Origin of the sequence: Streptomyces sp. NPDC006925 (genome assembly GCF_042869575.1) — a bacterium.
Lineage (GTDB): Bacteria > Actinomycetota > Actinomycetes > Streptomycetales > Streptomycetaceae > Streptomyces.
In genome coordinates this window covers 106124-130997 of the sequence record NZ_JBIAGB010000019.1, presented here as the reverse complement: position 1 = coordinate 130997, position 24874 = coordinate 106124, and the positions used below count along the sequence as shown (strand labels likewise).

Annotated in this window: 23 protein-coding genes; 9 read left to right on the top strand and 14 right to left on the bottom strand. The window is 73.5% G+C overall.

Going from position 1 to position 24874, the window contains the following annotated elements; all coding sequences use genetic code 11:
• Positions 1 to 91 precede the first annotated feature (91 nt).
• Together ACFYNS_RS23620 and ACFYNS_RS23615 are read right to left on the bottom strand one after the other, a co-directional pair.
• A complete protein-coding gene (locus tag ACFYNS_RS23620) occupies positions 92 to 463 on the bottom strand; it encodes a hypothetical protein (protein WP_360297381.1) in 372 nt (123 codons plus the stop codon).
• Positions 464 to 533: 70 nt separating this feature from the next.
• A complete protein-coding gene (locus ACFYNS_RS23615) occupies positions 534 to 1142 on the bottom strand; it encodes a hypothetical protein (protein ID WP_360297378.1) in 609 nt (202 codons plus the stop codon).
• Between the two features lie 229 nt (positions 1143 to 1371).
• On the opposite strand from ACFYNS_RS23615, the gene ACFYNS_RS23610 reads away from it, so the two are divergent.
• The 3 genes from ACFYNS_RS23610 (at position 1372) to ACFYNS_RS23600 (ending at position 5520) form a co-directional block, all read left to right on the top strand.
• Positions 1372 to 3258: an N-6 DNA methylase gene (locus tag ACFYNS_RS23610; RefSeq protein ID WP_388604941.1), complete on the top strand. Its 1887-nt coding sequence runs from the start codon at positions 1372 to 1374 to the stop codon at positions 3256 to 3258.
• 229 nt (positions 3259 to 3487) lie between these two features.
• Positions 3488 to 4237, top strand: a complete 750-nt coding sequence (locus tag ACFYNS_RS23605) for a hypothetical protein (protein ID WP_388604939.1) — start codon at positions 3488 to 3490, stop codon at positions 4235 to 4237.
• Positions 4234 to 5520, top strand: a complete 1287-nt coding sequence (locus ACFYNS_RS23600) for a serine/threonine-protein kinase (RefSeq protein WP_360297370.1) — start codon at positions 4234 to 4236, stop codon at positions 5518 to 5520. The genes ACFYNS_RS23605 and ACFYNS_RS23600 overlap by 4 nt, the downstream gene beginning before the upstream one ends.
• A 62-nt stretch (positions 5521 to 5582) precedes the next feature.
• Here ACFYNS_RS23600 and ACFYNS_RS23595 read toward each other — a convergent pair whose 3' ends face one another.
• The gene (locus tag ACFYNS_RS23595; protein WP_360297367.1) at positions 5583 to 6848 is read right to left on the bottom strand and encodes an FUSC family protein; all 1266 of its coding nucleotides are present in this window, start codon (positions 6846 to 6848) and stop codon (positions 5583 to 5585) included.
• A 79-nt stretch (positions 6849 to 6927) separates the two neighbouring features.
• Between ACFYNS_RS23595 and ACFYNS_RS23590 the strand changes: the two genes are divergently transcribed.
• The 6 genes from ACFYNS_RS23590 to ACFYNS_RS23565 all read left to right on the top strand — a co-directional run bounded on the left by ACFYNS_RS23590 (position 6928) and on the right by ACFYNS_RS23565 (position 13611).
• Positions 6928 to 7803, top strand: coding sequence for an HNH endonuclease family protein (locus ACFYNS_RS23590; RefSeq protein ID WP_360297364.1), 876 nt, complete (start codon positions 6928 to 6930; stop codon positions 7801 to 7803).
• Positions 7804 to 7848: 45 nt separating this feature from the next.
• On the top strand, positions 7849 to 9837 hold the full coding sequence (locus tag ACFYNS_RS23585) for a hypothetical protein (protein WP_388604937.1): 1989 nt from the start codon (positions 7849 to 7851) through the stop codon (positions 9835 to 9837).
• Positions 9838 to 10095: 258 nt separating this feature from the next.
• Entirely contained in the window at positions 10096 to 10494 is a 399-nt protein-coding gene (tnpA, locus tag ACFYNS_RS23580) for an IS200/IS605 family transposase (RefSeq protein WP_069991001.1), read from the top strand.
• A 13-nt stretch (positions 10495 to 10507) separates the two neighbouring features.
• Positions 10508 to 11761: a transposase gene (locus tag ACFYNS_RS23575; RefSeq protein ID WP_276475763.1), complete on the top strand. Its 1254-nt coding sequence runs from the start codon at positions 10508 to 10510 to the stop codon at positions 11759 to 11761.
• A gap of 114 nt (positions 11762 to 11875) precedes the next feature.
• Positions 11876 to 12538: a SurA N-terminal domain-containing protein gene (locus ACFYNS_RS23570; RefSeq protein WP_360294170.1), complete on the top strand. Its 663-nt coding sequence runs from the start codon at positions 11876 to 11878 to the stop codon at positions 12536 to 12538.
• An 86-nt stretch (positions 12539 to 12624) separates the two neighbouring features.
• Positions 12625 to 13611, top strand: coding sequence for a nucleoside triphosphate pyrophosphohydrolase (locus ACFYNS_RS23565; RefSeq protein ID WP_388604935.1), 987 nt, complete (start codon positions 12625 to 12627; stop codon positions 13609 to 13611).
• A 63-nt stretch (positions 13612 to 13674) separates the two neighbouring features.
• Here ACFYNS_RS23565 and ACFYNS_RS23560 read toward each other — a convergent pair whose 3' ends face one another.
• The 11 genes from ACFYNS_RS23560 to ACFYNS_RS23510 all read right to left on the bottom strand — a co-directional run bounded on the left by ACFYNS_RS23560 (position 13675) and on the right by ACFYNS_RS23510 (position 24436).
• Complete coding sequence (locus tag ACFYNS_RS23560) at positions 13675 to 14859, bottom strand: methyltransferase domain-containing protein (protein WP_388604933.1); 1185 nt, start codon at positions 14857 to 14859, stop codon at positions 13675 to 13677.
• Positions 14856 to 14996, bottom strand: a complete 141-nt coding sequence (locus tag ACFYNS_RS23555) for a hypothetical protein (RefSeq protein ID WP_019356961.1) — start codon at positions 14994 to 14996, stop codon at positions 14856 to 14858. Before ACFYNS_RS23555 ends, ACFYNS_RS23560 begins: the two co-directional genes overlap by 4 nt.
• A 436-nt stretch (positions 14997 to 15432) precedes the next feature.
• The gene (locus ACFYNS_RS23550) at positions 15433 to 15918 is read right to left on the bottom strand and encodes a hypothetical protein (protein WP_360294179.1); all 486 of its coding nucleotides are present in this window, start codon (positions 15916 to 15918) and stop codon (positions 15433 to 15435) included.
• A 94-nt stretch (positions 15919 to 16012) separates the two neighbouring features.
• Positions 16013 to 17215: a helix-turn-helix domain-containing protein gene (locus tag ACFYNS_RS23545; RefSeq protein ID WP_388604931.1), complete on the bottom strand. Its 1203-nt coding sequence runs from the start codon at positions 17213 to 17215 to the stop codon at positions 16013 to 16015.
• Positions 17216 to 17446: 231 nt separating this feature from the next.
• Positions 17447 to 18421, bottom strand: coding sequence for an exopolyphosphatase (locus ACFYNS_RS23540; protein ID WP_388604929.1), 975 nt, complete (start codon positions 18419 to 18421; stop codon positions 17447 to 17449).
• Positions 18418 to 18966, bottom strand: a complete 549-nt coding sequence (locus tag ACFYNS_RS23535; RefSeq protein ID WP_388604927.1) for a DUF501 domain-containing protein — start codon at positions 18964 to 18966, stop codon at positions 18418 to 18420. The genes ACFYNS_RS23540 and ACFYNS_RS23535 overlap by 4 nt, the downstream gene beginning before the upstream one ends.
• A 127-nt stretch (positions 18967 to 19093) precedes the next feature.
• Positions 19094 to 19570: a septum formation initiator family protein gene (locus ACFYNS_RS23530; protein ID WP_360294189.1), complete on the bottom strand. Its 477-nt coding sequence runs from the start codon at positions 19568 to 19570 to the stop codon at positions 19094 to 19096.
• A 115-nt stretch (positions 19571 to 19685) separates the two neighbouring features.
• Complete coding sequence (gene eno, locus ACFYNS_RS23525; protein ID WP_276475755.1) at positions 19686 to 20966, bottom strand: phosphopyruvate hydratase; 1281 nt, start codon at positions 20964 to 20966, stop codon at positions 19686 to 19688.
• Positions 20967 to 21138: 172 nt separating this feature from the next.
• Positions 21139 to 22341, bottom strand: a complete 1203-nt coding sequence (locus ACFYNS_RS23520) for a transglycosylase family protein (RefSeq protein ID WP_388604925.1) — start codon at positions 22339 to 22341, stop codon at positions 21139 to 21141.
• Positions 22342 to 22434: 93 nt separating this feature from the next.
• The gene (locus ACFYNS_RS23515) at positions 22435 to 23703 is read right to left on the bottom strand and encodes a cytochrome P450 (RefSeq protein WP_360294226.1); all 1269 of its coding nucleotides are present in this window, start codon (positions 23701 to 23703) and stop codon (positions 22435 to 22437) included.
• A 79-nt stretch (positions 23704 to 23782) separates the two neighbouring features.
• Complete coding sequence (locus ACFYNS_RS23510; RefSeq protein WP_360294195.1) at positions 23783 to 24436, bottom strand: lysoplasmalogenase family protein; 654 nt, start codon at positions 24434 to 24436, stop codon at positions 23783 to 23785.
• Positions 24437 to 24874 lie beyond the last annotated feature (438 nt).

Genomic DNA, 24874 nt, shown 5'->3' with positions numbered 1-24874 from the left:
TCCTGACCGGGGCCCCGAAGGGCCGGGCGCCGCTCGCTCGGTGCGGCGCCCGACCCGTGCGGCCGTGCGGTCGGGTGCCGCGGGGACGGCGTCAGCGGACCGACACCACCGCGGGCGGGGCGCCCTGGTCGAGTTCCTTGTCGATCTCGTCGGCGGCGTCGCCGAACGCGGTGACGACGGTGATCAGCCCCCAGATGCCGAGCGCGAACGCCGCGAGCGAGAGCAGCACTCCGGCCAGCGCCGTCTTCCCGTTGTTCGCCAGGCCCTTCTTGGCGCGGGAGCGGCCGACCAGGCCCAGGATGAGGCCGATCAGGCCGAGGGTGCCGGAGAGCCAGAAGAGGATGGGCACCAGTCCGGAGAGTGCTCCGACCAGGCCGAGGATGAGTGCGGCGAGACCGAGTCCGTTGCGGGGCGCGGTGGCGGGCGGGGCGGGGTGGCCTGAGGTGTGGTGTGCGTGCGACATGGGTGTCCCCCCTGGGAGCGGTGTGTCGGATGGGTTGGTGGGGTGAGGCGCGGCGGGTGCCGGTGCATGGTCAGAGGGAGAGGCTCCACTGCGCGGGCTCGGTCTCGAAGTCGTTCACGCTGACCTCGACGTCGAGCGTCTTGGCGGCGGGTGCCGCGTCGAAGCCGTAGGTGGCGGTGGCGCGCTTGCCGGGCAGCAGCTGCCCGGTGAAGCCGTTGCCGACGGTCTCGCCGTCGAAGATCCCCGCGGTCGTCTCGCCGTCCTTGCCCTCGCGGGCGCCGACCGTGATCAGCGCGGTGTCGATCTTGGCGTCGCCGGTGTTCTCCAGCGTCACGCGCACCTTGTAGGCGTGCTTTCCGGACTTGTGGCCTGCCGCGTACGCGGAGGGTGTGAACCGTGCGGGTGCCGCGACGGTCACCTCGAGGCCCTTGTCGCGGTAGACGGCGGACTCGCCCGCGGCGCGCGGACCGGCCTCGCCGCCGGAGCCGCCCGAGGTGCCCGCCTGCTTGTCCGTCCCCTTTCCGTGCTTGCTCTTCCCGGTGGCCTTGGCTGCCCGGGACTTGCCGGTGGTGGGTTCCTCCAGGGAGCAGGCGCCGAGTGCGCCGAGCGCGAGCACCGTCGTGGCGGTGACGGCAGCGGTGAACAGCGGGTGCCTGCGGGGCAGTGCGCGTGCGGGCATGACGCGACCTCCGGTCGAGAAGTGTGAGCGGACCGGTTCGCCGTGCTGTGAACCGGTGGAGTAATCACAGCATCGCTTGTGAACCGAGTCAACAAGGATTCCTCGACTCGTAGAAATTCACGTCGTGAACGGAGAGGGTTGCCGATTCGGTGGGTATGCTCGTGCGGACCGCCACGGTCCACGGCGGCATGTGAACGGGGCGGCCGAACAGTTGAACGGGAGGAATCCGGTGTCGGACGGCGCGGAAGTGACAGCAGCGGCCATTGCCCGGCTCGCCGGTGTCGGCAGAGCCGCGGTCAGCAACTGGCGGCGGCGCTACACCGACTTCCCCCGCCCCGTCGGCGGCACCGAGGCCAGCCCGGCCTTCTCTCTCGCCGACGTCGAGAGCTGGCTCCGCGACCACGGCAAACTCGCCGAAGCCCCGCTGCGGGAGCAGGTGCGCCGCCGACTGGAGAGCGCCCCGGAGGGACACGGCCCGGCCCTGGTGCGCGCCGGGGAGCACGTGGCCGGGCTCCGTGAACTGCTGAACACCGACCCCGTCGCCGAGGCGCGCGGCGCACTCGACCGGATGATGCGCGAGACCGGCCCCGCCGCCGCGTTCGAACAGCTCCTCGCCGACTACTTCGAAGCCAACCCCCGCCAGTACACCCTCACCCCGGAGCCGACGGCCGCGCTCATGGCCCGCCTCGCAGGGCCGGGCGAGTCGGCGCTCGACCCGGCGTGCGGCTCCGCCGAACTGCTGGCCGCCGCCGCTTCGGGCGCGGCCGACGCCTCGGGCGGCCCCAGTGCGTCCGGCGGCCCCGTCGCGCTGTACGGCCAGGAGACCGACCCGCTGCTCGCCCGGCTGGCCGCCCTCCGCCTCACCCTGCGGACGGCCGCCGCCGCGGGCCGCTGCGCCGTCGACGTCCGCACCGAGGACGCCCTGTGCACCGAACCCCCCGCCGATGCGCCGCTGGTGGCCGCTGTGTTGTGCCACCCGCCGTACAACGAGCGCAACTGGGGCCACGACGAGCTGGCCTACGACCCACGCTGGGCCTACGGGCTGCCCGCCCGGACCGAGTCCGAACTGGCCTGGGTGCAGCACGCGCTGGCCCGGCTGCGCCCCGGGGGAACGGCGGTGCTCCTGCTGCCGCCCGCGGTCGCCGCCCGCCGCACGGGCCGCCGCGTGCGCGCGGCGCTGCTGCGCAAGGGTGCGCTGCGTGCGCTCCTCGCACTGCCGCCGGGCGCCGCCGCACCGCACAGTCTGCCTCTCCACCTGTGGGTGCTGCGCAAGCCGGACGGCGCCGCGGACGCCGCTTCCCGGCTGCTGCTGATGGACGCCGCGGGGGGCCGCAGGGAGGGTGCGGAGCCGCCGTCCTGGGAGCGCACTGCAGCCGACGTGCTGGCCGCGTGGCGGGCGCACGAGGCCGGGGAGAGCGTCCCCGAACAGCCCGGGGTGTGCGCCACCCTGCCGGTGATCGACCTGCTGGACGAGGAGGTCGACCTCAGTCCGGCCCGCCATCTGCTGCCGAGCGGCACCGGTACGGACGCCGCGGCGCTCGCCTCCGTCCGCGCCGAGCTGGAACGTACCCTGCGCCGGACCCTCGATCTGACCGCCGCCGACGACTCGTCCCTGCCGAATCGGCGGTCCGCGGCACCGGGCTCCGCGGTACTGCCCGAGGCCACCGTCGGCGAACTCGCCCGCACCGGAGCGCTGGAGGTCCACCTCGCGGCGGCCGATCCCGTCACCACCGCGCCGGGCGACGTCGTCATCCCCGTACAGGGCCGGGGCGCCGCCTACGTCGTCGCCGAAGGGGAGGGCGGCGTCCGGCTGGGCAAGCCGCTGTGCCTGCTGCGGCCCGACCCGGCGGCGCTGGACGCCTGGTTCGTCGCGGGGTTCCTGCGCTCGACGGCCAACACCCGGCAGGCCAGCAGCTATGCCTCCAGCTCCTCCCGGATCGACGTGCGCCGGCTCCGGCTGCCCCGGCTGCCACTGGAGCGGCAGCGGGCGTACGGGGAGCATTTCCGGCTGCTCGCCGATTTCGAAGCCGCGCTGCGGAGAGTGGGCGAGCTGGGCGAGGAGTTCGTCCAGGGCATGTTCGACGGACTCGCCGACGGCGCGGTGCCACCGGCCTGAACGCCGTCCTGAACGCCGCTTCGCACGCCGTCCTGAACGCGGGCCGGCCGGCCCGCCTGCGCGCCGGACCGCGGTGCGCGCCCGCCTCGGCCCCGGCGCGAACGGGAGTCGCGGGCCGGGGGAGTTGACAACGATTCTGCCTACCTGGGCCGCCGCGTATCCGGGAGTCCGTACCGGTGTATACGCTCACCTCCTGCCTTGTCCGCTGCTGTCCCACGCAGGAGGAAAGATGTACGGCCCGGCCGCGTCCCAGCCACCGCAGCCGCCGCGGCAGCCGCACCCCGGTGCGGCGGGTGCCGGTGCGCGTCCCGGGGACACGCGTGCCCTCCTGGTGCGGATCGCCTTCGCGTCGTTCCCTCTCTGGTCGCTGGGGCTGCTGGCCTGGGTGCCGTCGCTGCGCTTCGCGATCCTGCGGCGGCGGCCGCTGGACTGGGCGGTGTTCGCGGGGGCCTGCGTGCTGACGGCGGTCTACATTGTGCTGCTCTTCGTGGTGCCGGAGACGAAGCCCGGTGAGGAGGGCAACGCGCAGCTCGGCGCCGGGGTGTACATCGTGCTGCTGATCGGTGGCGCCGTCGTGCACGCCGTACTCGCCCACCGCGCCCCGCGTGCGCCCCGATTCGCGCCCGCGACCACCCTGTATGCGCCCGCGCCGGCGGCGGGACCGTACGCCGCCCCGGCACAACCGGCGCCCGCACCTGCCACCCCCTACGGTGACGCCGCACCGTACGCCCCCACCGTGTCCGCGCCCCCGAACCCGCACCAGGCCCCCCACCAGCACCAGAACCCGCACCAGAATCCGCACCCGGGCTCCGTGCCGCCCGCCTCTCCGCGGATGCGGCAGGTCGCCTCCGAGCTCGACGAACTCGGCGAGCTGCTCCGCCGCAACCAGCCCGGCTCCGGCCCCGGCGGCCCCGGCGCCGAGCACCGGCCCGGGACCCAGGACCCCCGACAGCAGTCCGGCCCCTGGGACCGGGCGTGAGGCCCGGCCGGCTGATCGCGGGCCGGTACGAGCTGTCCGAACCGCTCGGCAAGGGCGGCATGGGCCAGGTGTGGGGCGCGCTCGACACCGGGCTCGGCGGCCGCTCCGTCGCGGTCAAGCTGGCGCACTCCGAGCGGATGGCCTCCCTCGTGCGCAGCGCCGACCCGGAGGAGCTGCGGCGCCGCTTCGCACGCGAGTGCCGGGTGACCGCGCAGCTCGACCATCCGGGGCTGGTGACCGTCTACGACGCGGGGCAGGACGGCGAGGAGCTGTACCTGGTGATGCAGCGGCTGGACGGCAGCGACCTGGCCGACCACCTGGCCGAGCACGAGCCGTACCCGTGGCAGTGGGCCGTCGCGGTCGCCGCGCAGCTGTGCTCCGCGCTCGCGGCCGTGCACGCCGTGGGCATCGTCCACCGCGACCTGAAGCCCGGCAACGTGATGGTCCGGCCGGACGGCCGCGTCGTCATCCTCGACCTGGGCATCGCCTCGGTCGGCGCCCCCGACGTCACCCGGCTGACGCGCACCGGCGCGCTGGTGGGCACCCCCGTCTACATGGCGCCCGAACAGGCCACCGGCGGGTCGGCCGTCGGCCCGGCGGCCGACCTGTACGCGCTGGGCGTGGTGCTGTACGAGCTCTTGGCCCGCCGCACCCCGTTCGAGGCACCCGAGGCCGCCGGGCTGCTCTACAAGAAGCTGCACGAGGAGCCGGACGCGCTGGAGCTGCTGTGCCCGGATGCCCCCGCACCGCTGCCCCGCCTCGTCAGCCGGCTGCTCGACCGCGATCCCGCCCGGCGGCCCGCCGACGCGCACGAGGTCCACGCGGCCCTCGCCCCGCTGCTGCCCCGCCCCGGGGAGCGCGCTCCCGGACCGCCGCTCGATCCCACCCGCCCGTTCCTGGCCCCGGCGGCGCCGTGGCCGCCGCGCAGGCCGAGTCCGGGGCCCGGCCCGGAGGGGGATCTGAACGCGGTGCTGGAGGACATCCGCCGACTGCTGGGCGCGGGCCGCTACGCGGAGGTCGCCGCGCTGCTGGGCCGCGCCCTTCCGGCGGCGGTCACCACCTACGGCGAGGGCTCGCCCATCGTCCGCACCCTGCGCAAGCAGTACGCCACCGTCCTGGTGGACACCGGGCGGTACGCCCAGGCGCTGCCCGAACTCTCCGCCCTGCTGCGTGACCTGATCGGGGAACGCGGCATGCACGACCCCGCGGTGGCCCAGCTTCTGCAGGACGAGGCGCACTGCCGCCACCGACTGGCGTCTCCGGTGGGCCGCACCCCGTACTGACCCTCCCGCACGCGGACCGCCGGCGGCCCGTACGCCGCCTCCGGGTGCCCGCGGGCGGCGGCTCAGCGCTCCTCCTCCCACTCCAGCTCCCGCTCCTCCTCCTGCTCGCGTTCGCGGGCGCGCTCCCGGCTGCGGAACTGGCGGATGCGGCGCAGTACGGGGTTCTTCTCGCGCTGTTCGCGGGACTGCCGGTCCAGCTCCTCCCACAGGCGCTGGGAGCGCTTCTCCACGTCCAACTCGTCCAGCATGCGGTCGGCCTCGGCGAGCAGGGCGCCGTGCAGCTGCCACTGGCGGGGGTGTTCGCGCACCTTGTCCAGGAGCTGGAAGGCGATGACGTCCCGGCTGGCGCGGCTGGCCTCCAGCTCCCGCACCAGCCGGTCCTCGGCCTCCTCCGCGCTGGCGCTGACCGGGGTGGTGATCAGCAGCGCGAACGCCTCGACCGCGCCCGCCATGTGCACGTAGAGCTCCTGCATGCCCGCAGCGATCTCCTCGCTGAACAGCGGCTCGTCCAGGCGCTTCTTCGCCAGGTCGGTCACCGTCCGCGCGGTGGTCCGCAGCACGACCGCGCAGATCTCCAGGGCGTCCAGGCCGGTGCGCAGCACGACGCGGGAGAGCAGGCCCTCCCGTACTCGCGGATTGAGGCGCAGGCTGTCCTCGGCGCGCCGCAGTTCGACGTCGACCTCCACGATGTCGTGGTCGAGCCGGCGGGCCTGGTGCAGCCGGTCGGCCGCCTGACTGACCGGGGTGAAGCCGCGCACGTCCTCGCCGAGCCCCACCAGCAGCCGGTTCATCCGGCCGGAGAGGTCCAGGACCGCGTCCCCGGCGGGCTGCACCCATACCGGCGGGACGAACAGCACGTTGAAGGCCAGTCCGACGATCGCACCGATCAGCGTCTCCAGGATCCGGTCCCAGGCCATGGCTGCGACCTGACTTTGGGTCACCCCCAGTACCAGCATGGCGCTGATCGCCGTCTCCGGGACGAACTCGCCCGCCTTGACGAACCGGCCGACGATCAACGCGGCGAGGATCACCACGCCCAGACTCCACCAGGTCAGGCCGACCAGTGCGCTGAAACCGCTGGAGATGAGCACTCCGGCGACCACGGCGTTGACGCGGCGCACGCCGGTCCGCAGGGTCGTGTAGAGCGTCACCTGGGTGACCAGCAGCGCGGTGAGCGGCGCGGTCAGGGGTGCGGCTTCGCTGCTGAGCTGCAGTGCGACGGCGTAACTCATCACGGCGGCGATGGTGGAGCGGGCCGTCTGGGCGACGACGGGCTCACGGTGCCGCCGCACCAGGTTGAGCAGGGGATCGGTGACTACTTGACGCACCCTGCGTCCCTCCCCGCTTTCCCGCCGGTTGCCACAGGGACAGCTCCGTCGGGGTGACGCACCGGTCTATGCTCGCCCGATGACCGCCGCGACCACTCCTCCCCGCCCCGCCTCCGCCACCGTGCCGCGCCCCGGGCTGCGTTCCGTGCGGCGGGGCGCCGCCGCCGTCCTCGCCGCCACGGCCGCCACCGCGCTGCTGGCCGGGTGCGACGGCCTGCCGCAGCAGAAGGAGGACGGCGGCACCACAGGCGGCGGCTCGGACGCCTCCGCGACCCCGACCGGCACCCCGGCCTCCGGTGGCGCGGCCTCCGGTGGCGCGGGCGAGCAGACCAGCCCGCTGAAGAACCCGGAGGGGACCGAACCGGGACTGGCCCCGCTCACCTCGAACGTCGACAAGGTGCGCGCCCGGCGGCTGATCGACCAGGTGCGCACCAAGGGCCGCGGCCCGCGCACGGGCTACGAGCGGGAGAAGTTCGGCCGCGCCTGGCTGGACACCGCCGAGGGCATACCGCTGGCCCGCAACGGCTGCGACACCCGCAACGACGTGCTCAAGCGCGACGGCCGCAAGGTCACCTTCCGCTCCGGCTCGGACTGCGTGGTCGTCTCGATGACCCTGGCCGACCCCTACACCGGCAAGGACATCGCCTGGAAGAAGGCGAAGGCCACCGAGGTCCAGATAGACCATGTGGTGCCGCTGTCGTACGCCTGGCAGATGGGGGCCGCACAGTGGGACGAGGAGAAGCGCAAGCGGCTGGCCAACGACGTGCTGAACCTGCTGCCCGTCTCGGGTTCCCCCAACGCCTCGAAGGGCGACTCCGGGCCCGCCTCCTGGCTGCCGCCGAACAAGCGGATCCGCTGCTCCTACGCGGTGCGGTTCACGCAGGTGGCCCTGGAGTACGACCTGCCCGTCACGGCTCCCGACAAGCGGATGATGCTCCAGCAGTGCGAGGGCTGAGTGCGCCCGGGCGCTGAGAACCCGTCACCCGCGGCTCGTCCCGCGGTGGAGCCGGCGCCCCTGTGGGAGGGGCTGGAAGCCGTCGACTGGGCGGGCCTGCGGCACAACTACGGCTCCGCCGAGGACGTGCCCGGTCTGCTGCGCCGCTGCGCGGGTCCGGACCCCGAGGACGCGGAGGAGGCCGCGTTCGAACTGCACAACCTCCTCTACCACCAGGGGGGCTGGATCTGCTCCGCCGCCCCGGCCGCGTTGCCGTTCCTGCTGCGCCTTGCCTCCGCCTCCCGGGTGCGGTGCCGGCTCACCGTGCTGGACCTGGTGGCGATGCTGGCCGGCGAGGAGAGTCAGGTCGCCGAGAGGTTCCTGGCTCCCGGCTGGGCACCGACCTGGGAACGCCTGCTGCCCGACGTCCTCGCGCTGCTGGCCGATCCCGACCCGGAGGTGCGGCGAGCCGCGACGGCCGCCGTCGGCTTCTGCGCCAGTCCCGGTGCCCTGCTGCTGCCCGCGCTGCTGCGCTGCTGGCAGGCGGAGAGCGACCTCGTGAACCGCCTCGACCTGGTCCTCGCACTCGGCCCGGCGGTCGCCCGGGAGCCGGTCGGTGACCGGGCCGAGGAGGTCGACACCCTCCTCCGGGCGCTGCTCGACGCCCCGGAGCCCCAGCTCCGCCTCGCGGCCGTGCACGCGCTCGCGCCCGCCGCGCCGGGCCTGGCGGCGAGCCGGCTGGACACCGTGCTGGACGCCGTCCGCGCCCCGAGCGTGGAGCTGTGGCGGCGCAGCAGCACGATGGAGACCGGGGTGCAGGGAGTCCAGCAGTGGACCGCCGGACTGTTCGCCGGCGCGTCTCCCGCCTTCGCACTGGGTCTGCTGGCCGATCATCCCGACGCGGAGCAGCGGGCCGGCGGTCTGGCGCAGGCAGGCGGGCTGCTGGCGCGTTGGCGGTCGCCGGGGGAGGCCCTGCTGCCGGCCGTCGCGGCCCGGCTGGAGGATCCGGACACCGAAGTGCGGTACCGGGCAGCCGGGTTGCTGGCCTGCCTCGGCCCGTCGGCCGCCGCCCATGCCGACGCGGTCGCCGCGCTGCTCGGCGACACCGCCGCCCGGCGGACCCGGACGGGGGAGTCGGTGGCTCAGGCAGCCCTGTGGGCGCTGGCCCGGATGAACGATCCGCGGTGTGTTCCGGGGCTGGCCGCGTACGTGGCCGGCCACCGGTCCGGCTTCGCACTGTCCTGCTACAGCAGCGTCCGCTCGGGACACGACACCGGCCTCCCGGACCTCGCCGAGGTGCTGAGCGCGCTCCCGGACCACGCGGAGCTGCTGCTGCCCGGCATCTGCGACCGGCTCGCCGGCACCACGGACCCCGGCGCGCTCAAGCAGCTGTGCGACGTGCTCGCCGCCTGGGGGCCCGCCGCGAAAGCGGCCGTACCCCGCCTGCTCGAGCTGCTGGCCGACGACCGCGGTTGGACCGCGGCGGCGACAGCCCTGGCCGGAATCGGCCCGGCGGGCAACGCGGGCCGGCAACTGCTGCTGGCCCGGTCGGCCGCGGCCACCGGGACGGACGCGGAACTCGCCGCCTGGACGTACTGGCGGGTCGGCGGGGACCCCGGCCCCGCACTCGGGGTGCTGGTGCCCGCCGCCACCGAGGGCCGCTTCCCCCACCCCGCCCTGCGCAAGCTGGCCGATCTCGGCCCGCACGCCGCTCCCTTCGCGGACCGCCTCCGGACGGTGGCCGGTCCCCCCGGCGACTGGACCGACGTCGAGGCCGCGCACGCCCTGTGGGCAGCGACCGGTGACACCGAGCACACCGTCCCGGTCCTCCTGGCGGCGGTGCGGGGCCTGGCCGAGGGTGCCTACCAGCCCGTCATGCTCTCCGCGGTGCGTCATCTGGCCCGCATCGGTCCCGCCGCCCGGCCCGCCGCCGACCTCCTGCGCCACCTGCCCGCCTGCGACCGGCGCCTCCACCACTTCAGCGGCCGGCGCGCCTTCACCGAGGACGAGGCCATCCGCGCGGCCCTCGACGAGCTGCTCACCGCGGTGGAGTGAGCCTCCTCGGCCGGGCCGCGAACGGCGGCGTCCCGGCCGGGTCCGTACGGCGCAGGTCCGGCGCACGGCTCGTACCGCTGCCGGTATCGGTGTCGCACTGCTGTACGGGCAGCTACCCAACTGCTCCCGAATCGTTAGTCGATTTGATCGGAAGCGTTAGCGGCGCAGACCCCCGGCTTTAGTCGTGGGGATAGCCGCCTCACGACGATGCCCTTGACCAGGTCATCGTTAGTTAGCTTGAAGCTGTATAGTGGCGTTATGGCAGTCACCCTGCGGTCCAACCGCAATGTGACGTTCCAGTGTGCCTTTCACATCGTGTGGTGCCCGAAGTACCGACGGCGCGTGCTGGAAGGTCGCATCGAGCAGCGCTTGAAGCAGATCGTCCGCGAGGTCATCGAGGAGAAGGGGGCATGGCTCGTCGAGCTTGAGGTCATGCCCGACCACATCCACATGCTTGTTGAGGTCGATCCGCAGTACGGCGTTCACCGGCTGGTGAAGGCGATGAAGGGCCGCTCGTCCCGCGTCCTGCGTGAGGAGTTCCCCGCTCTCAAGTCGCGTCTGCCGACGCTGTGGACGAACAGCTACTTCGCGGCCACGGTCGGTGGGGCTCCGCTGGATGTGGTGGAGAAGTACGTCGAGAACCAGAAGAACGTCTGAGGGGAGGTGAACCATGCTGACCGGCCGCAAGTACCGGCTCGCGCTCGACGCCGAGCAGACGGAGATGTGCGAGGAGTTCGGGAACATCTGCCGGGCGGTGTGGAACACCGGCCTCGACCAGCGGCGCCAGTACCGGCGGCGCGGCGCGTGGATGAACTACGTGCCGCAGGTCGCCGAGCTGGCCGACGCCAAGAAGGAACACCCCTGGCTCAGGGCCGCCCCCTCTCACGTCCTCCAGCAGACGCTCAAGGACCTGGACAAGGCGTGCCGGGACCACGGCGCCTTCAGGGTCCGCTGGCGCTCGAAGGCACGCTGGTCCCCCTCGTTCCGGTTCCCCGCCGGGAACCTCATCACCGTCGAACGCCTCGGCCGCAAGTGGGGTCGGGCGAAGCTGCCTAAGCTGGGCTGGGTGACCTTCCGCTGGTCACGCCCGCTCGGCGGTGAGGTCAGGTCGGCCACCGTGTCCCGCAGGTCCGGGCACTGGTACCTCTCCTTCCTCGTCTCCACCCAGGAGACGACGCCCGAGCAGCACGCCATGCCGAACACGGCGGTCGGCATGGACCGAGGCGTTGCCGTGGCCGCCACCACATCGGACGGCGACTTCCACGACCGGCAGTTCGTCACCGAAGGTGAGAAGACCCGGTACCGGCGCTTGCAGCAGCAGCTTGCCCGCACGAAGAAGGGCAGCGCGAACCGCCGCAAGGTCCTCGCCCGCATGAACCGCATCATGGGCCGGGTCACTGACCGCCGGGCCGACTTCTGCGCACACCTGGCAAACCGGCTCACGGCCCGGAACGCCGTGGTGGTCCTCGAAGACCTCAAGACGAAGAACATGACGGCTTCCGCCTCCGGCACCCGCCAGAAGCCGGGCAAGCAGGTTTCCCAGAAGCGGGGCCTCAACCGGGCCATCCTTGACAAGGGCTGGCACCGTCTCGAACTCGCCCTCGCCAACGCCGCCCGGTACACGGGCACCGAACTGGTGAAGGTCCATCCCGCGTACACGTCGCAGCGGTGCTCCGCCTGCGGCTTCGCCACCGGAGGAAACCGAGAGAGCCAATCGGCCTTCGTGTGCAAAGCCGTAGGCTGCGGGTACCGGCAGAACGCCGACGTGAACGCCGCACGCAACATCCTCAAGGCGGCCGGGGCGGCCGTCTCAGCCTGTGGAGACTTCGGGGCCACCCGGTCGGTGAAACAGGAACTACCGGGACCCCGTGAGGCAGTACCGGTCCGACCAGCGATTCCGCTGGTCGGAATCCCCCGGCCCTAGCCGTGGGGAGGAACTCAAGTCGAACCAGTGGTCATGGACCCGTTCGACTCCCTACCATCGATCATCGCCAGGTCGTGCGAGGACGCGCGACCCTCGCCGCCGCCGGGAGGCCCCATGGAAAGCCGTCACCGCAGGTCCGCGCTCACCCTCTCCGCCGCAGCGGCACTCGTCGCCGCGGCCCCGCTGCTCACCGCGTGCGGCGACGACGCGCACCCGGGCGCGGCGGCCCTGGTGAAGGGCGACCGGATCAGCATGGGGCAGCTCCAGTCCCGGGTGGGGGCCGTGCGGGACGCGCAGCGGGCCACGCCGCAGGGCGAACAGATGATCAAGCAGAGCGGCAAGCTGACCCGGGCCACCCTCGACGGCATGATCCGCGAGCGGATCGTCGCGCAGGCCGCCCGCGACGCGAAGGTGGGCGTCAGCCGCCGCGAGGTCCAGCGGGTCCGCGGGCAGCTCGAGATGCAGGCGGGCGGCAGCAAGCAGCTCAAGGCCGTACTGCTGCGCCAGCAGAGCGTCGCGCCGGACGAGATCGACGACCGCATCCGCATGCAGCTCCTCGTCGAGAAGATCGCCAAGGCCAAGGGCATCGACCCGACGTCGCCGGACGGGAACCAGCGGCTCACCAAGGAGCTGTCGGCGACGTCCAAGAAGATGAACATCGACGTGAACCCGCGCTACGGCAGGTGGGACACCGACCGCTCCACCCTCACCGGCGCGAAGACCCCGTGGCTGCGGGACCTGAGCGGCGAGGCGGCGCAGCGCCCGCAGCAGATGTGACGAGGTGAGGCGGGGCGCGGCGGCGGAGGCGACGCCTTCGCGGGACCGTAGGCCGGGCCGGACGCCGTCCGGGTTACGTTCGTAGGGTGAACGAGATCCCCGAGACCGGCCGCGTCGTCCTGCTCACCACCACCCACCGGGTGGCGCCCGGACTGCTCTCCTGGCCTGCCTGGGAGGCCCTGCGCGGCGCCGACCGGGTGCTGTGCGCCGACCCGGCGCACCCGCAGCTCCCCTATGTGCGGGACGCCGGGGTCAAGACCGAGGCGGGCGTCGAACTGGACGCACGGGAGCTGGTCGCCGACTGCGCACAGGGCGGCGGCCGGTCGGTCGTGGTACTGGCCACCGCCGAGGGGGAGGCCGCGCTCACCGACGGCCTCGCCCGGCTGGCCGGCTCCGGCCGGCAGGCCATGCCCGATCTGGAGCTGCTGCCCGGCTCCTACGACCTGCCCGGCGCCCGGCTGCTGGACGCCGTCCAGGTGATGGACCGGATCCGGCGCGACTGCCCGTGGAGCGCGCTGCGCACCCACGAGGACCTGCTCAAGTACGGTGTCGAGGAGGTCTACGAGCTGATCGACGCCATCGAACGGGGCGACCGCGCCGAGCTGCGCGAGGAACTCGGCGACGTCCTGCTCCAGGTCGTCTTCCACGCCCGTATCGCCCAGGACGACCCCGAAGAACCGTTCGGCATCGACGACGTGGCCGCCACCCTGGTGGAGAAGCTGGTGCACCGCCACCCGCACGTCTTCGGCGACGACGTCGCCGAGACCGCGGCGGAGGTCGAGGCGCACTGGCAGCGCCGCAAGGCGCTGGAGAAGACCGAGCGGACCTCGGTGACCGAGGGCGTCCCCTTCGGCCAGCCCGCCCTCTCGCTCGCCGCCAAGCTCGCGGGCCGCGCCCGCACGGCCGGCCTGCCCGCCCCCGGGGACGGCGCCGGTGCCGGCGTGGGCTACGCCCTGCTGGCGCTGGCCGCGGAGGCCGAACGGGAAGGCGTCGACCCCGAGGCCGCACTGCGCGCCGCCGCCCGCGAGTACCGCGACCGGATCCGGCAGGCGGAGCAGCACCCCGCCGACTGACCCCGGCCCGGCCCGGCCCCACCACGGGTGGCCGCCGCCGGGCCGGTGCGAGGGGCTACGCCGCTACGGCACCCGCACCGGTACGGGGTTGTCCGGGTGGTCGAGCCACACCCGCTGACCGCGCGGGGTGACCGTCAGCCCGTACCGTGCGAACCCCGGCTCGCCGTGCTCGCGCCACCAGGACAGGACGGCCTCGGCCTCGGCCCACAGGCGGCGCGGTCCGTACTCGGCGACCTCGAACTCGCCGCGACCGGGTTCGAAATCGGCCGTCGCCCAGGACGTGCGGCCCATGTCGAGGAGCCGCAGCCGGTATGCCCCGCCTGTGCCCCACTCGACGCGGCAGAACAGATCGGGCACCTGCACGCCCAGCGTGAACATGTGGTGCCAGGCGCCCATGTTGTCCGGCGAGAGCGCTGTCGTGCGCCGCTGCGCCGCACCCGGCCAGTCCTCCGCGCCGGGGAACAGCCGGGTCGGCGGGAACCGGTCGCGCTGGTCCCGCAGCCGCATGAACGCCGAGGAACCGACGAACGGCCCCGTCGCGATCCCGCCCTCGCCGACCGTCAGCCGCGCGACCGCCTGCCCGCCGTAGGGCGGGCCCCACGGGACGACGAGCACGGCACCCGCGGCGGCCTGCTCGATCCATGCGTACGGCACCCGGGAGACCCCGCAGGTGGCGATGATCCGGTCGTACGGCGCTCCGGCGGCATGGCCCCGCGCGCCGTTGCCGACGACCGACACCGGTACGGGCCCCGCCGCCGCGAGGCGGCGCCGCGCTCCCTCGGCGACGGCCGGATCGACCTCGACCGTCACCACGTTGCCCGGCCCGAGCCGGTGGGCGAGCAGGGCCGCGTTCCAGCCGGTTCCCGTGCCGATCTCCAGCACCCGGTTCCCCTCCGCCACGCCGAGGGCGGCGAGCATCGAGAACACCATCGTCGGCATGGAACTGGACGAGGTCGGAGCCCGGCCCCTGGCCGTGCCCGGCTGCGTGCCGTCGTCCCACTGGGTGGTGAGCGGAATGTCGCTGTGCACCTTCTCCCACCACAGCGCCGGGTCCGTCCGGCGGTCGATCACCTCGCCCTGCCGGTTGCCGCCCGCCGTGCCCGGCCACAGCCGGTCGGGGACGAACGCGGCCCGCGGCACGGCCCGGTAGGCGGGCAGCCAGTCCGGCGTCAGGGCACCCTTGTCCACCAGCACGGAGGCCAGCCTGTCCGGGCCGGCCTCCCGGGTGCCGGATTCCGCCTCGGTCACTCGCCGTCCGCCGGGCCCTGGCCGTCCGAGGTGTTGCCGCCCTCGTCCGAACCGCCGCCCCCGTGCTTGTTGCCGGAGTCGCTGTCATCCTGCGGGTTGCCACCATCGGCCCGCGTCAGCCACGGAACTGCGTCCACTGGGTACCTCCTGATCGGTGTTCCTCGTGCGGTGCTTCGGAATTCCGCCCCGGCCGGATGGGGAGCCACGGACCCGGCCGGGGCGGAGTCTGTGCGGGCGCCGCCGGTACGGAGGCGCCCGATGCGCAGCGGGACACCGGGCACGCACAGCGCCCGCCGCGAGGGTCGGTGTGGGGTGGGCTGTTGCTCCGGCACGGGCCCGCTGGCCCGGAGTCGAGCGCGCTCGGCCTCGACCCAATGGAGCTGTTCGACCCGGAAGACGCACCAGTGACAGGCGCGGAAGGGGACGGTGACACCGCGCGCCTCCATCGTCCTCAGGCACGCCACCGGCAGGTTCGTACGCTCGCAGCGGTGGCAGGACCCTCGGCGGAAGTCGAACCGGGCCCACAGCTCCAGCGGCCTCACGCCCATGCGGCACCCCGCGCCCGGCGCGGCGTCAGCACGGAGTGTGCGGACGGGCCCGGTCGGCGCCCATGACGTGCAGGAAGCCGCCCGCCTTCTCGACGCTCCGCGCCACCTCGTCGTACTCCTGCGCAATGGTCGAGATCATCGAGCGCCACGGTGTGAGCACCGCACCGGCCTTCCGCTCCTCGACCAGTTCCACGGCGCGGGCCAGCCCCTCGCGTCCCTCCGGGGGAAGCAGTCCGACGCGGTCCTCGACCACGTCCACGATCTGCCAGCCGAACGACCCGGCGTACGCGAGGCACTCCTCGCGCGGCCCCGCGATGTCGGAGTTCGCCGCCGCGCACAGGTAGACCACCACGCGGAAGCGGTCGACCTTCGCCACGCGGGCGGGCACGGGGCCCTCGCCCGGTACATGACCGGTCGCGTGATCCGCGAGAGCCTGCCGCCGCCGCCTCTCACCCTCGGTGCGCCGGGCCGGAGTCGGCCGCTTCCTGAGTCCCTGCTCGCTGCTGACCATGCATCAATCGTGTCGCCTCGCTCACCCAGGGTGAAGAGATCCGACGTAGGACCAGCGCAACGAGTGTCCGGCCGACTCCTACGCCGCGTCGGCGTCACGCGACCAGCGGGACCCCGATCGCCTCGCCGATGCTGCGGACCCGCGCCGTCGACACCTTCGCGATCCGCCGGCCGATGACCCCCGGCAGCGCCTGGTGCCGCACCCACTCCGGCGCGTCGAGACCGACCTCGACGAGAGTGTCGCCCGCCTGGTCGTACAGCCCGGCCGAGCACTGCGCGAGCGCGACGTCGAGCTTGTAGCGGGTGCGGGCCAGCTTGGGCATGGCGCGGGGCAGTTGGGTGCGCGCCGCCAGCTGCAGCGCCCTTCCGTGGTTGCCGAGCGCCACCGCGACGCCCACGGCTTCGGTGTTCGCCATGGTGGGTCCGAAGTGTGTGCCGTACATCGCCGTGTCCGCACCGAGCCGGGCGGCCGCGGCGTGGGCCTGCGACAGATAGTCGTCCGCGGAGACGGAGTCGCCCTGCCGCGACGCGGCGACGGCCGCGGAGATCATGAGCCGCCCGTACGCGACCATCCGGGGCCGGGAGGCCCGGCTGAACGAGGGTTCGATCCGCGAGGCCGCCTGCTCGGCGACGGACACCGCCCGCTGGATTCTGGCGCTGCGCAGCGAGATCCAGGACAGCGTCGAGTCCACGAGCGCGGCCTGCACCTCGTCGCCCGAGTCCGCCGCCAGGTGACGCGCTGAGGTGAGGGCGCTCAGGGCGAGGTCCCGCTGCCCGAGGAGGAGCGCGGCCGAGGAGGCGAACTGGTAGGTGGCGGCGAGCAGCGAGGCGAACTGTTCCCGCTCGTGCCCTGTGGCCCGTGCGTACTCGGCTCGCCCTTCGAGCAGCACCTTGGCGGCGAGTTCGCTCAGTTCCCCGAACGAGCCCTGCCAGTAGGCGGCGCCCAGACGGTCGTGCGCGGCGGAGAGTTGGCCGAGCGTGCTCGGCTCCTCGATGCCCTCCCACCCGCCGAGCGCACTGTCGTGCACCGCCTCGGAGAGCCGCCGGACAGCGGCCCTGGTGTCCCTGCTCATGCCCCGGCGCGGGGCCTGCTGCCCGAGAATGACGGCCACGTCGGTGCGGAGCGCGCGGGCGAGCTTGAGCAGGGATCCGACGGACAGCTCCCCGCGGTCCTGCTCGGCCTTCTGCACCAGGGCGTAGGAGACGCCTGCGGCTTCGGCGAGTTCGTGCTGGGTGAGGTCGGAGCCCCGCAGGGCCTTGATGCGCTTGCCAGTCGTCAGATCAGCCCAGTTGCTCACGTGTGCACCTCAGCGGTTTCGGGCCTGGTGGCTGTCGCTTCCGATGGTAGGGCCGGCCGGGTGACCGTCTCCGGCGAACGACGAGGCCGCCCGGCCGCCGTATCGTGCCCTGTTCCCCCGTGACTCGTGCCCCCTGTGGACCGGCCGACACCGACCGGGCGACACCGCCCGCACACGGCGGCGCTCCCGGCGGAAGTCCGCCGGGAGCGCCGATCGGGCCGTCGCCTTGGGTCAGGGGCGCCCCGCGGCGCAGCTGTGCGCGATGCCGTCCAGGATGTCGTGCTCGCTCACCACGACCTCCTGGGCGCCGATCCGCTCCATCAGCGTCAGCAGGACGAGGGCTCCGGCGCTGATCACGTCGACCCGCCCCGGGTGCATGACGGGGATGGCGGCGCGTTCGTCGTGGGTGGCGGACAGCAGCCGGGAGGTGAGTTCGCGGACCTGCGCCAGCGGGAGGCGGGAGTGGTGGATGCGGGCCGAGTCGTAGGCGTCCAGCTCCAGCGCGATGCCGCCGAGCGTGGTGACCGTGCCCGCGAGCCCCACCAGGGTGTGCGGCCGGTCCAGCGGCACCGTCCGCTCCACCTCGTCCAGTGCCGCGTGCACATCGGCGCGGATCGCGGCGATCTGGTCGGCGGTCGGGATCTCGGTGCGGGCGCCGCCGGGCGTGAGATGGCGCTCGGTCAGCCGGACGCAGCCCACGTCGACGCTGCGGGCCGCCTCGACGTGCTCGGTGCCCAGCACGAACTCCGTGGAGCCGCCGCCGATGTCCACGACCAGGTACGGCGGTGGGAACGTGCCGGGTGCCAGGCCCTCGGTGGCGCCGGTGAAGGAGAGGTCGGCCTCCTGGTCGCCGGTGATCACCTCCGGCTCGACGCCGAGGATGTCCAGCACGCCGCGGACGAACTCGTCCCGGTTCTCCGCGTCGCGGGACGCGGAGGTGGCCACGAAGCGGGTCCGCTCGGGCGGTACGCCGAACTCGGTGAGGACCTCGGCGTAGCGGCGGCAGGCGGCGAAGGTCCGCTCCAGCGCCTCGGGTGCCAGCCGTCCGGTGCGGTCCACGCCCTGCCCCAGCCGGACGATCTCCATCCGGCGGTCCAGTTCGGTGAGTCCGCCCTGGGTGCCGTCGGCGGACACCGCCACGTCGGCCACCAGCAGGCGGATGGAGTTGGTGCCGCAGTCGACGGCTGCCACACGGTTCGTCGTCACGGCCGGGCCTCCTCGGATTCCGCCGTCTGTTCCGGGACCGCCACGCACGGCCCCTTGCGCCACCACTCGGGCAGCATCGCCAGCGCCTCGTCGCCGAGCGGGTTGACGCCGGGGCCCGCGACCAGCGAGTGCGCCACCAGCACGTGCAGGCATTTGACCCGGTCGGGCATACCTCCCGCGCTGGGGAAGCCGACCAGCTCCTCGATGGCGTCGCGGCGGGCCAGATAGTCCTCGTGCGCGGCGCGGTAGGCGTCGGCCAGCTCCGCGTCCTCGGCCAGCCGCGCCGTCATCTCCTTCATGACGCCGTTCGCCTCCAGCGTCCCGATGGCGGAGGCGGCGCGCGGGCACGTCAGGTAGTACGTGGTGGGGAACGGTGTGCCGTCCTCCAGCCGGGGTGCGGTCTCCACCACGTCGGGCAGCCCGCAGGGGCAGCGGTGGGCGATGGTGCGCAGCCCGCGCGGCGGGCGGCCGAGCTGCTCCTTGAAGGCGGCGATGTCCGCGTCGGTGGGCGCGGTCGGCTCGGTGCGGGGCGGTGGGGTGTCCATGGCTGAGGTGCTCGTCGCTTCGCTTCGGTCGTCAGGAGGGTTCGGTCGTCGTGCGGTCGATCGTCATGCGGCAGGGCAGTGCCGGGCAGTGGCCCGCCCGGAGGAAGGGGCGCGGCGGGCAGGCCGCTCACCCGACCTGGTCGGCGCGGTCCACACCGTCCCACAGGTTCTGGTACCAGGGCCGGTCCTCCGCCTCGTGCTCGCGGGGGCGGCGCACCTCTGCCGTACCGTCCGGCATGGTGTAGCCGGTCTCGCCGGGGCGGACGAAGTGCAGGTGCTCACGGGCCTGCCGTTCCACGTAGGCGGGGTCCCGCCAGCGGGCCCGCTGTTCGCGCAGCCGCTTCACCTCCGCGCGGGCCTGCTCGGCCTGCCGGCGCTGGTCGGCGATCTGCGAACGCTGGGTGATGTACTGCCGGGTCGGGTACGCGAGCGCGACGACCAGGGAGCACACCACCAGGGCGAGGAGCGCGGCCCGGCCGGTGAGCCGGCCCTTGCGCGGGGTGCGGACCGTGCGGCCCTGGGCGCGGTACACCCGCTCGGCGGCCTGGGCGCCGAGCGCGCGCAGGCGCGTCGCGGTGGAGAAACGGTCCCGGTCCGCTCCCATACCTCTCCCCTGCGGTCCACCTGCCGAAGCTGTGCGAACGGTGTCGCCGGTGCCCTGCCCCCCAGGCCCCGGGAGGGGGCGGGGCGCAGGGCACCGGCGGCGCGGCGTACGGCGGTCAGCGCTTGTAGCGCGGGAACGCCGAACGACCGGCGTAGACCGCCGCGTCGTCCAGGATCTCCTCGATACGCAGCAGCTGGTTGTACTTCGCGACACGCTCCGAGCGCGCCGGGGCGCCGGACTTGATCTGGCCGCAGTTGACGGCGACGGCCAGGTCGGCGATCGTCACGTCCTCGGTCTCGCCCGAGCGGTGCGACATCATGCACTTGAAGCCGTTGCGCTGGGCCAGCTCGACCGCGTCCAGCGTCTCGGTCAGCGAACCGATCTGGTTGACCTTGACGAGCAGCGCGTTGGCGATGCCCTCCTCGATACCGCGGGCCAGTCGCTCGGGGTTGGTGACGAACAGGTCGTCGCCCACGAGCTGCACCTTGTCGCCGAGCTTGTCGGTGATGGTCTTCCAGCCCGCCCAGTCGTCCTCGAACAGCGGGTCCTCGATGGAGACCAACGGGTAGTCCGCGACGAGTTGCTCGTAGTACTCGGTCATCTCGGCGGCGGAGCGCTTCTGCCCCTCGAACGCGTAGACGCCGTCCTCGTAGAACTCGGAGGCGGCCACGTCCAGCGCCAGCGCGATGTCCTGGCCCGCGTTGTAACCGGCCTTCTGGACGGCCTCGATGATCAGGTCGAGGGCCTCGCGGTTCGAGCCCAGGTTCGGCGCGAAGCCACCCTCGTCGCCCAGCCCGGTGGCCAGGCCGCGCTCCTTGAGCACGCCCTTGAGCGCGTGGTAGACCTCGGCGCCCCAGCGCAGCGCCTCGGAGAACGACTCGGCGCCGATCGGCGCGATCATGAACTCCTGGATGTCGACGTTCGAGTCCGCGTGCGAACCGCCGTTGAGGATGTTCATCATCGGCACCGGCAGCTGGTGCGCGTTCGGCCCGCCCAGGTAGCGGAACAGCGGCAGGTCGGACGCCTCGGAGGCGGCGTGCGCGACGGCCAGCGAGACGCCCAGGATGGCGTTGGCGCCCAGCGAGGACTTGTCGGCGGTGGCGTCCAGGTCGAACATCGCCTGGTCGATCAGCCGCTGCTCGGTGGCGTCGTAGCCGACCAGCTCCGGGCCGATCTGCTCGATGACCGCGAGGACGGCCTTCTCGACGCCCTTCCCGCTGTAGCGCGCGGCGTCGCCGTCACGCAGTTCGAGCGCCTCGAAGGCGCCGGTCGAGGCGCCGGACGGCACGGCAGCACGGCCGGTGCTGCCGTCGTCGAGGCCGACCTCGACCTCGACGGTGGGGTTGCCTCGCGAGTCGAGGATCTCGCGGGCTACGACGACGTCGATGGACGGCACGAGGTTTCTCCTTCGTCTGGGACGACTTTCCGCCCCGAGCCTAACCGTCCCGCCCGGCGCACCCGCGAGGCTGTCCCGTTTCCTGCCCGGGTGTCCCTTCCGGGGGACTCCTCCGGCGCCGCACGGCCACGGCGGACCGCGCGGGCCACGCGGACGACGCGGCCTGCGCGGCCTACAGCGTCAGGTGCTGGCCCGGGCGGATGAGGTCCGGGTCGTCGCCGACCGTCTCCCGGTTCTGCGCGTACAGCTCGCTCCAGCCGCCCTCGACGTCCTGCTCCGCGGCGATCCGCGCGAGCGAGTCGCCGGCCCGCACGGTGATCCGGTGCCGGCCGTCGCTCTCGCCGGCACGGTCGCGTTCCCCGCCCCGGGAGGGCCGCTCGCCGCGCTCGTCGTGCTCGGGCCGCTCCTCGGCGGGCCGCCCCCGGTGCTTGCCCTTGCCGGACTGGTCGGAGTCGGACGGGGACTTGAGCCGGTTCGGGCTCGACGGGCCCAGGTCGGACCAGCCGGAGGTGCCGCTCGCGGAGTCGGAGCCGCTGTCGGTGTCGTCGTCGGCGTCCGAGTCCGGCGACCCGGAGTCGGACGCTCCGGAGCCGGGTGCCTGGGACGTGCTGTCGTCGGACGGCTGCTGCGGCGAGCCGGACTCCCCGCTCTTCGGCTTCCCGGAGTCCCGGTCGGAGCCCGCGCCCTTGTTCGTGCCGTCGCCGTCGCCGTCGCCGTCGCCGTCGCCGTCGCCGTCGCCGTCGTCCTTGTCCGTGGGCGCGTCGCTCGCGTCCGGCGACGGGTCCGTCTCCGGGTGCTGCCCGTCGGACTTGCCGGATTTTCCGGACTTTCCTGCGTCATCGGGCTTGCCGGAAGGATCGGACTTCCCGGCGGAGTCGGTCGGGTCCTGCGACGGCTTGCCGGACGGGTCGGCGCCCTCGTCCGAGCCGGGGACCTCGAGCTTCAGGCCGCCGCCGCACTGCGGGAAGGCACGCGGGCCCTCGGCCTGGAGGATCTTCTCGCCGACGGCGATCTGCTGGCTGCGGCTGGCCAGGTCCGGCCGCTCGGCGTACATCGTGCCGCCGTAGTACTTCCAGGTGTCCAGGTCCAACTGGAGTCCGCCGTAGTATCCGTTGGAGTCGTTGGCGCTCCAGGCGCCGCCGCTCTCGCAGTCCGCGACGCGGTCCCAGGGCTGGGCGTCGGCGGCGTGTGCGCCGGTGGCGCCGAGCAGCGGAAGTGCGATTCCGGCACCTGTGACCCCGGCGGCGACGAACAGTGCGGGGGCTTGGCGGGGGCGGCGGTGCCGACCATTCCCGGAGCGCATGGTTGACCTCTCGTGGGGGACGAACGGGACGACGACCGTAGTCGATGACAGCAGTCCATGGCCGAAGTCCATGACCGAAGTCGGTGACCGAACGTAGCTGCGAAGTCCGACAGTCACAAGCCAATGTCGTCCACATCACGCCGCGGTCACATAAGTGAGGGGCCGTCACACCGGCTCCCCGCGCAGGTCATCCGCCCTCGGGGGAGTGAACTCCACCGGCAGCGTCCGCAGCCCGCGCATGATGAGTCCGCCCCGCCGGTGCAGGGTGCCGGGGTCGGCGGCCAGCCGCAGATCGGGGAGCCGGTGCAGCAGGGCGGCCAGCGCGGTCCGCCCCTCCAGGCGGGCCAGCGGGGCGCCCAGGCAGTAGTGGATGCCGTGCCCGTAGCCCAGGTGCTGGTTGTCCTGCCGGGTCAGGTCCAGAGTGTCGGGCGCGGCGAACTTGGCCGGATCCCGGTCCGCCGCCGCCAGGACGACCAGCACCGCCTCGCCCTCCCGCACCTGCTGCCCGCCGAGCAGCAGGTCGCGGGCGGCGAACCGCCAGGTCGCCAGTTCGACCGGGCCGTCGTAGCGCAGCAACTCCTCGACGGCGCAGCCGAGCAGCTGCTCGTCCCCCTCCGCGACGGCGCGCTGCAGCACGGCACGCTCCTCCGGGTGGCGCAGCAGTGCGAAGGTCCCGTTCCCGATGAGGTTGACGGTCGTCTCGAACCCGGCGAACAGCAGGATGAAGGCCATCGCGGCGGCCTCGTTCTCGGTGAGGTGTTCGCCGTGGTCGGAGGCGCGGATGAGGCCGGAGATCAGGTCGCCGCTCCCCTCGGCGGTGTCCGCCTCCGCGCGTTTGCGGTGGATGAGCTCGGCCAGGTAGCCGCGCATCCGCTTGACGGCCCGGCCCACGCCGCCGCGCGGGCTGCCGGGCTGATGGATCATCATGCCCGCCCAGGTGCGGAAGTCCTCCTGGTCCTCCTGCGGGACGCCGAGCATGTCGCAGATGGCGTAGATCGGCAGCGGGAACGCGTACTCGTGGATCAGGTCCGCTTCGCCGCGCGACGCGAAGGAGTCGATGAGCCCGTCCGCGAGTTCCCGTACCCGGGGGGCGAAGGCGGCGACCCGGCGCGGGGTGAACGCGGTGGAGACCAGGCGGCGCAGCCGGGTGTGGTCGGGCGGGTCGATGTTGAGCAGATGCGTCATCAGGTTCGCACTGCGCTCGCCCGGAATGCCGACCTTGCCCTTGCCGTGGGTGCCCTGTTCGCCGTGCCGCCGCGGGTCCTTGCTCAGCCGCGGGTCGGCGAGCGCCTCCCGGGCGTCCGCGTACCGGGTCACCAGCCACGCCTCCACCCCGCTGGGCAGCCGGGTCCGCCGGACCGGCGCGTGCTCGCGCAGCCAGGCGTACGCGGGGTAGGGGTCGAGAGCGAACTGCCGGTCGAAGAGCGGCGGCATGGGCGGCGGGGAGCCGGGGCGGTCCGGGCTGGTCGGGTCGTGCACGGCTACGACGGTATGCGCTCGACGCGGCGCGGGCTCAGGACGGGGCGCGCTCCAGCCAGCCCTCGGTGATCAGGTACTGCCCCAGCAGGTACCCGGCCATGATCAGTACTTCCTGGGAGGGGAACTCGTGCCCCGCGGCCTGCAGGCCGATCAGTGCGTCGGAGGCGATGAAGGCCACCGCGCCGGCGGCGACCTTGCCCCCGACGCCGAGTGCTGCGGCGCCCATCGCGGTGAGCGCCAGGCTGTAGCCGGCCACGGGGAGGCGCAGGCGCCGCTCCAGCGTGGGCGCGAGCACCGCGTTGACGGCGCCCCAGGCCGCGAACGCCGCGAGCGCGCGCCTGGGCCGGGCGCGCAGTCCGCGGACGGCGCCGAGCCGGGTCGTCATGCCCGCGGTGTAGCTGATCTGGGTGCCGAGGAAGGCGGCCATGCCGGTCAGCAGGGCGCGCTGGTGGCGGTCCCACAGCAGGGCGGTGTCGCCCGCGGTGGCGCAGGCGAGTCCGGCCAGCAGGGCGGCGGGCGGACGTGCGGGCTGCGCGGCGTCGCGGGCGTGGGCGGCGAGCGCGGGCATCAGGAAGGGCTTGGCGGCGCGTGCCGGGCCGCGGGGGGACTTCGCGGTGGCGTACAGGTCCGCGGCGGCCAGCGCGGCGAACGCGGCTGTGCCCTTGCCCTTGCCCTTGGTGATCGCCATCCGGGCAGTGTTACCGCCCAGTACGCCACCGTCAACCCTTCGGCGGCGGGCCGTCGCGCTCCGGTGGGGTACATCGGCGGGCTCGGTCGAGGCGGGCTCAAGGGTTCTCAGTTGAGCGGGTCGGCACTCTGCTGATAGGTGTGAAGTGGCCTTCGCGGCGCCCCGCGCAGCTCTGGGCAGACGAGTTTCGTGAATTGATTCACATGAGAAAGGGCCCGGTGGGCCCTGGTTTTCCCGTTGGAAGGCGCAGTTCCGGATGTGCCGCCGCCGCGCCGGACGCGGGCGGTTCCACCGCTGTGCGGCGGTTCCCTTCAAGGGGTGCCGATCCCCGCAGCTCAAGAGGCGTGTCAACGGTTCACGCGGCGCAGGGGTTCCACGGACGGCCTGTGGGCTCGATCACGGGCGGCGGAGTGTAGCAGAGGGTCCGCCGATCCTTGT

What these genes read in the sequence shown, in the direction of transcription:
- ACFYNS_RS23620 (WP_360297381.1), bottom strand. Translation starts at nt 463, where the DNA reads ATGTCGCACGCACACCACACCTCAGGCCACCCCGCCCCGCCCGCCACC.
- ACFYNS_RS23615 (WP_360297378.1), bottom strand. Translation starts at nt 1,142, where the DNA reads ATGCCCGCACGCGCACTGCCCCGCAGGCACCCGCTGTTCACCGCTGCC.
- ACFYNS_RS23605 (WP_388604939.1), top strand. Translation starts at nt 3,488, where the DNA reads ATGTACGGCCCGGCCGCGTCCCAGCCACCGCAGCCGCCGCGGCAGCCG.
- ACFYNS_RS23590 (WP_360297364.1), top strand. Translation starts at nt 6,928, where the DNA reads ATGACCGCCGCGACCACTCCTCCCCGCCCCGCCTCCGCCACCGTGCCG.
- tnpA (WP_069991001.1), top strand. Translation starts at nt 10,096, where the DNA reads ATGGCAGTCACCCTGCGGTCCAACCGCAATGTGACGTTCCAGTGTGCC.
- ACFYNS_RS23575 (WP_276475763.1), top strand. Translation starts at nt 10,508, where the DNA reads ATGCTGACCGGCCGCAAGTACCGGCTCGCGCTCGACGCCGAGCAGACG.
- ACFYNS_RS23570 (WP_360294170.1), top strand. Translation starts at nt 11,876, where the DNA reads ATGGAAAGCCGTCACCGCAGGTCCGCGCTCACCCTCTCCGCCGCAGCG.
- ACFYNS_RS23550 (WP_360294179.1), bottom strand. Translation starts at nt 15,918, where the DNA reads ATGGTCAGCAGCGAGCAGGGACTCAGGAAGCGGCCGACTCCGGCCCGG.
- ACFYNS_RS23535 (WP_388604927.1), bottom strand. Translation starts at nt 18,966, where the DNA reads ATGGACACCCCACCGCCCCGCACCGAGCCGACCGCGCCCACCGACGCG.
- ACFYNS_RS23530 (WP_360294189.1), bottom strand. Translation starts at nt 19,570, where the DNA reads ATGGGAGCGGACCGGGACCGTTTCTCCACCGCGACGCGCCTGCGCGCG.
- ACFYNS_RS23520 (WP_388604925.1), bottom strand. Translation starts at nt 22,341, where the DNA reads ATGGACTTCGGCCATGGACTGCTGTCATCGACTACGGTCGTCGTCCCG.
- ACFYNS_RS23515 (WP_360294226.1), bottom strand. Translation starts at nt 23,703, where the DNA reads ATGCCGCCGCTCTTCGACCGGCAGTTCGCTCTCGACCCCTACCCCGCG.
- ACFYNS_RS23510 (WP_360294195.1), bottom strand. Translation starts at nt 24,436, where the DNA reads ATGGCGATCACCAAGGGCAAGGGCAAGGGCACAGCCGCGTTCGCCGCG.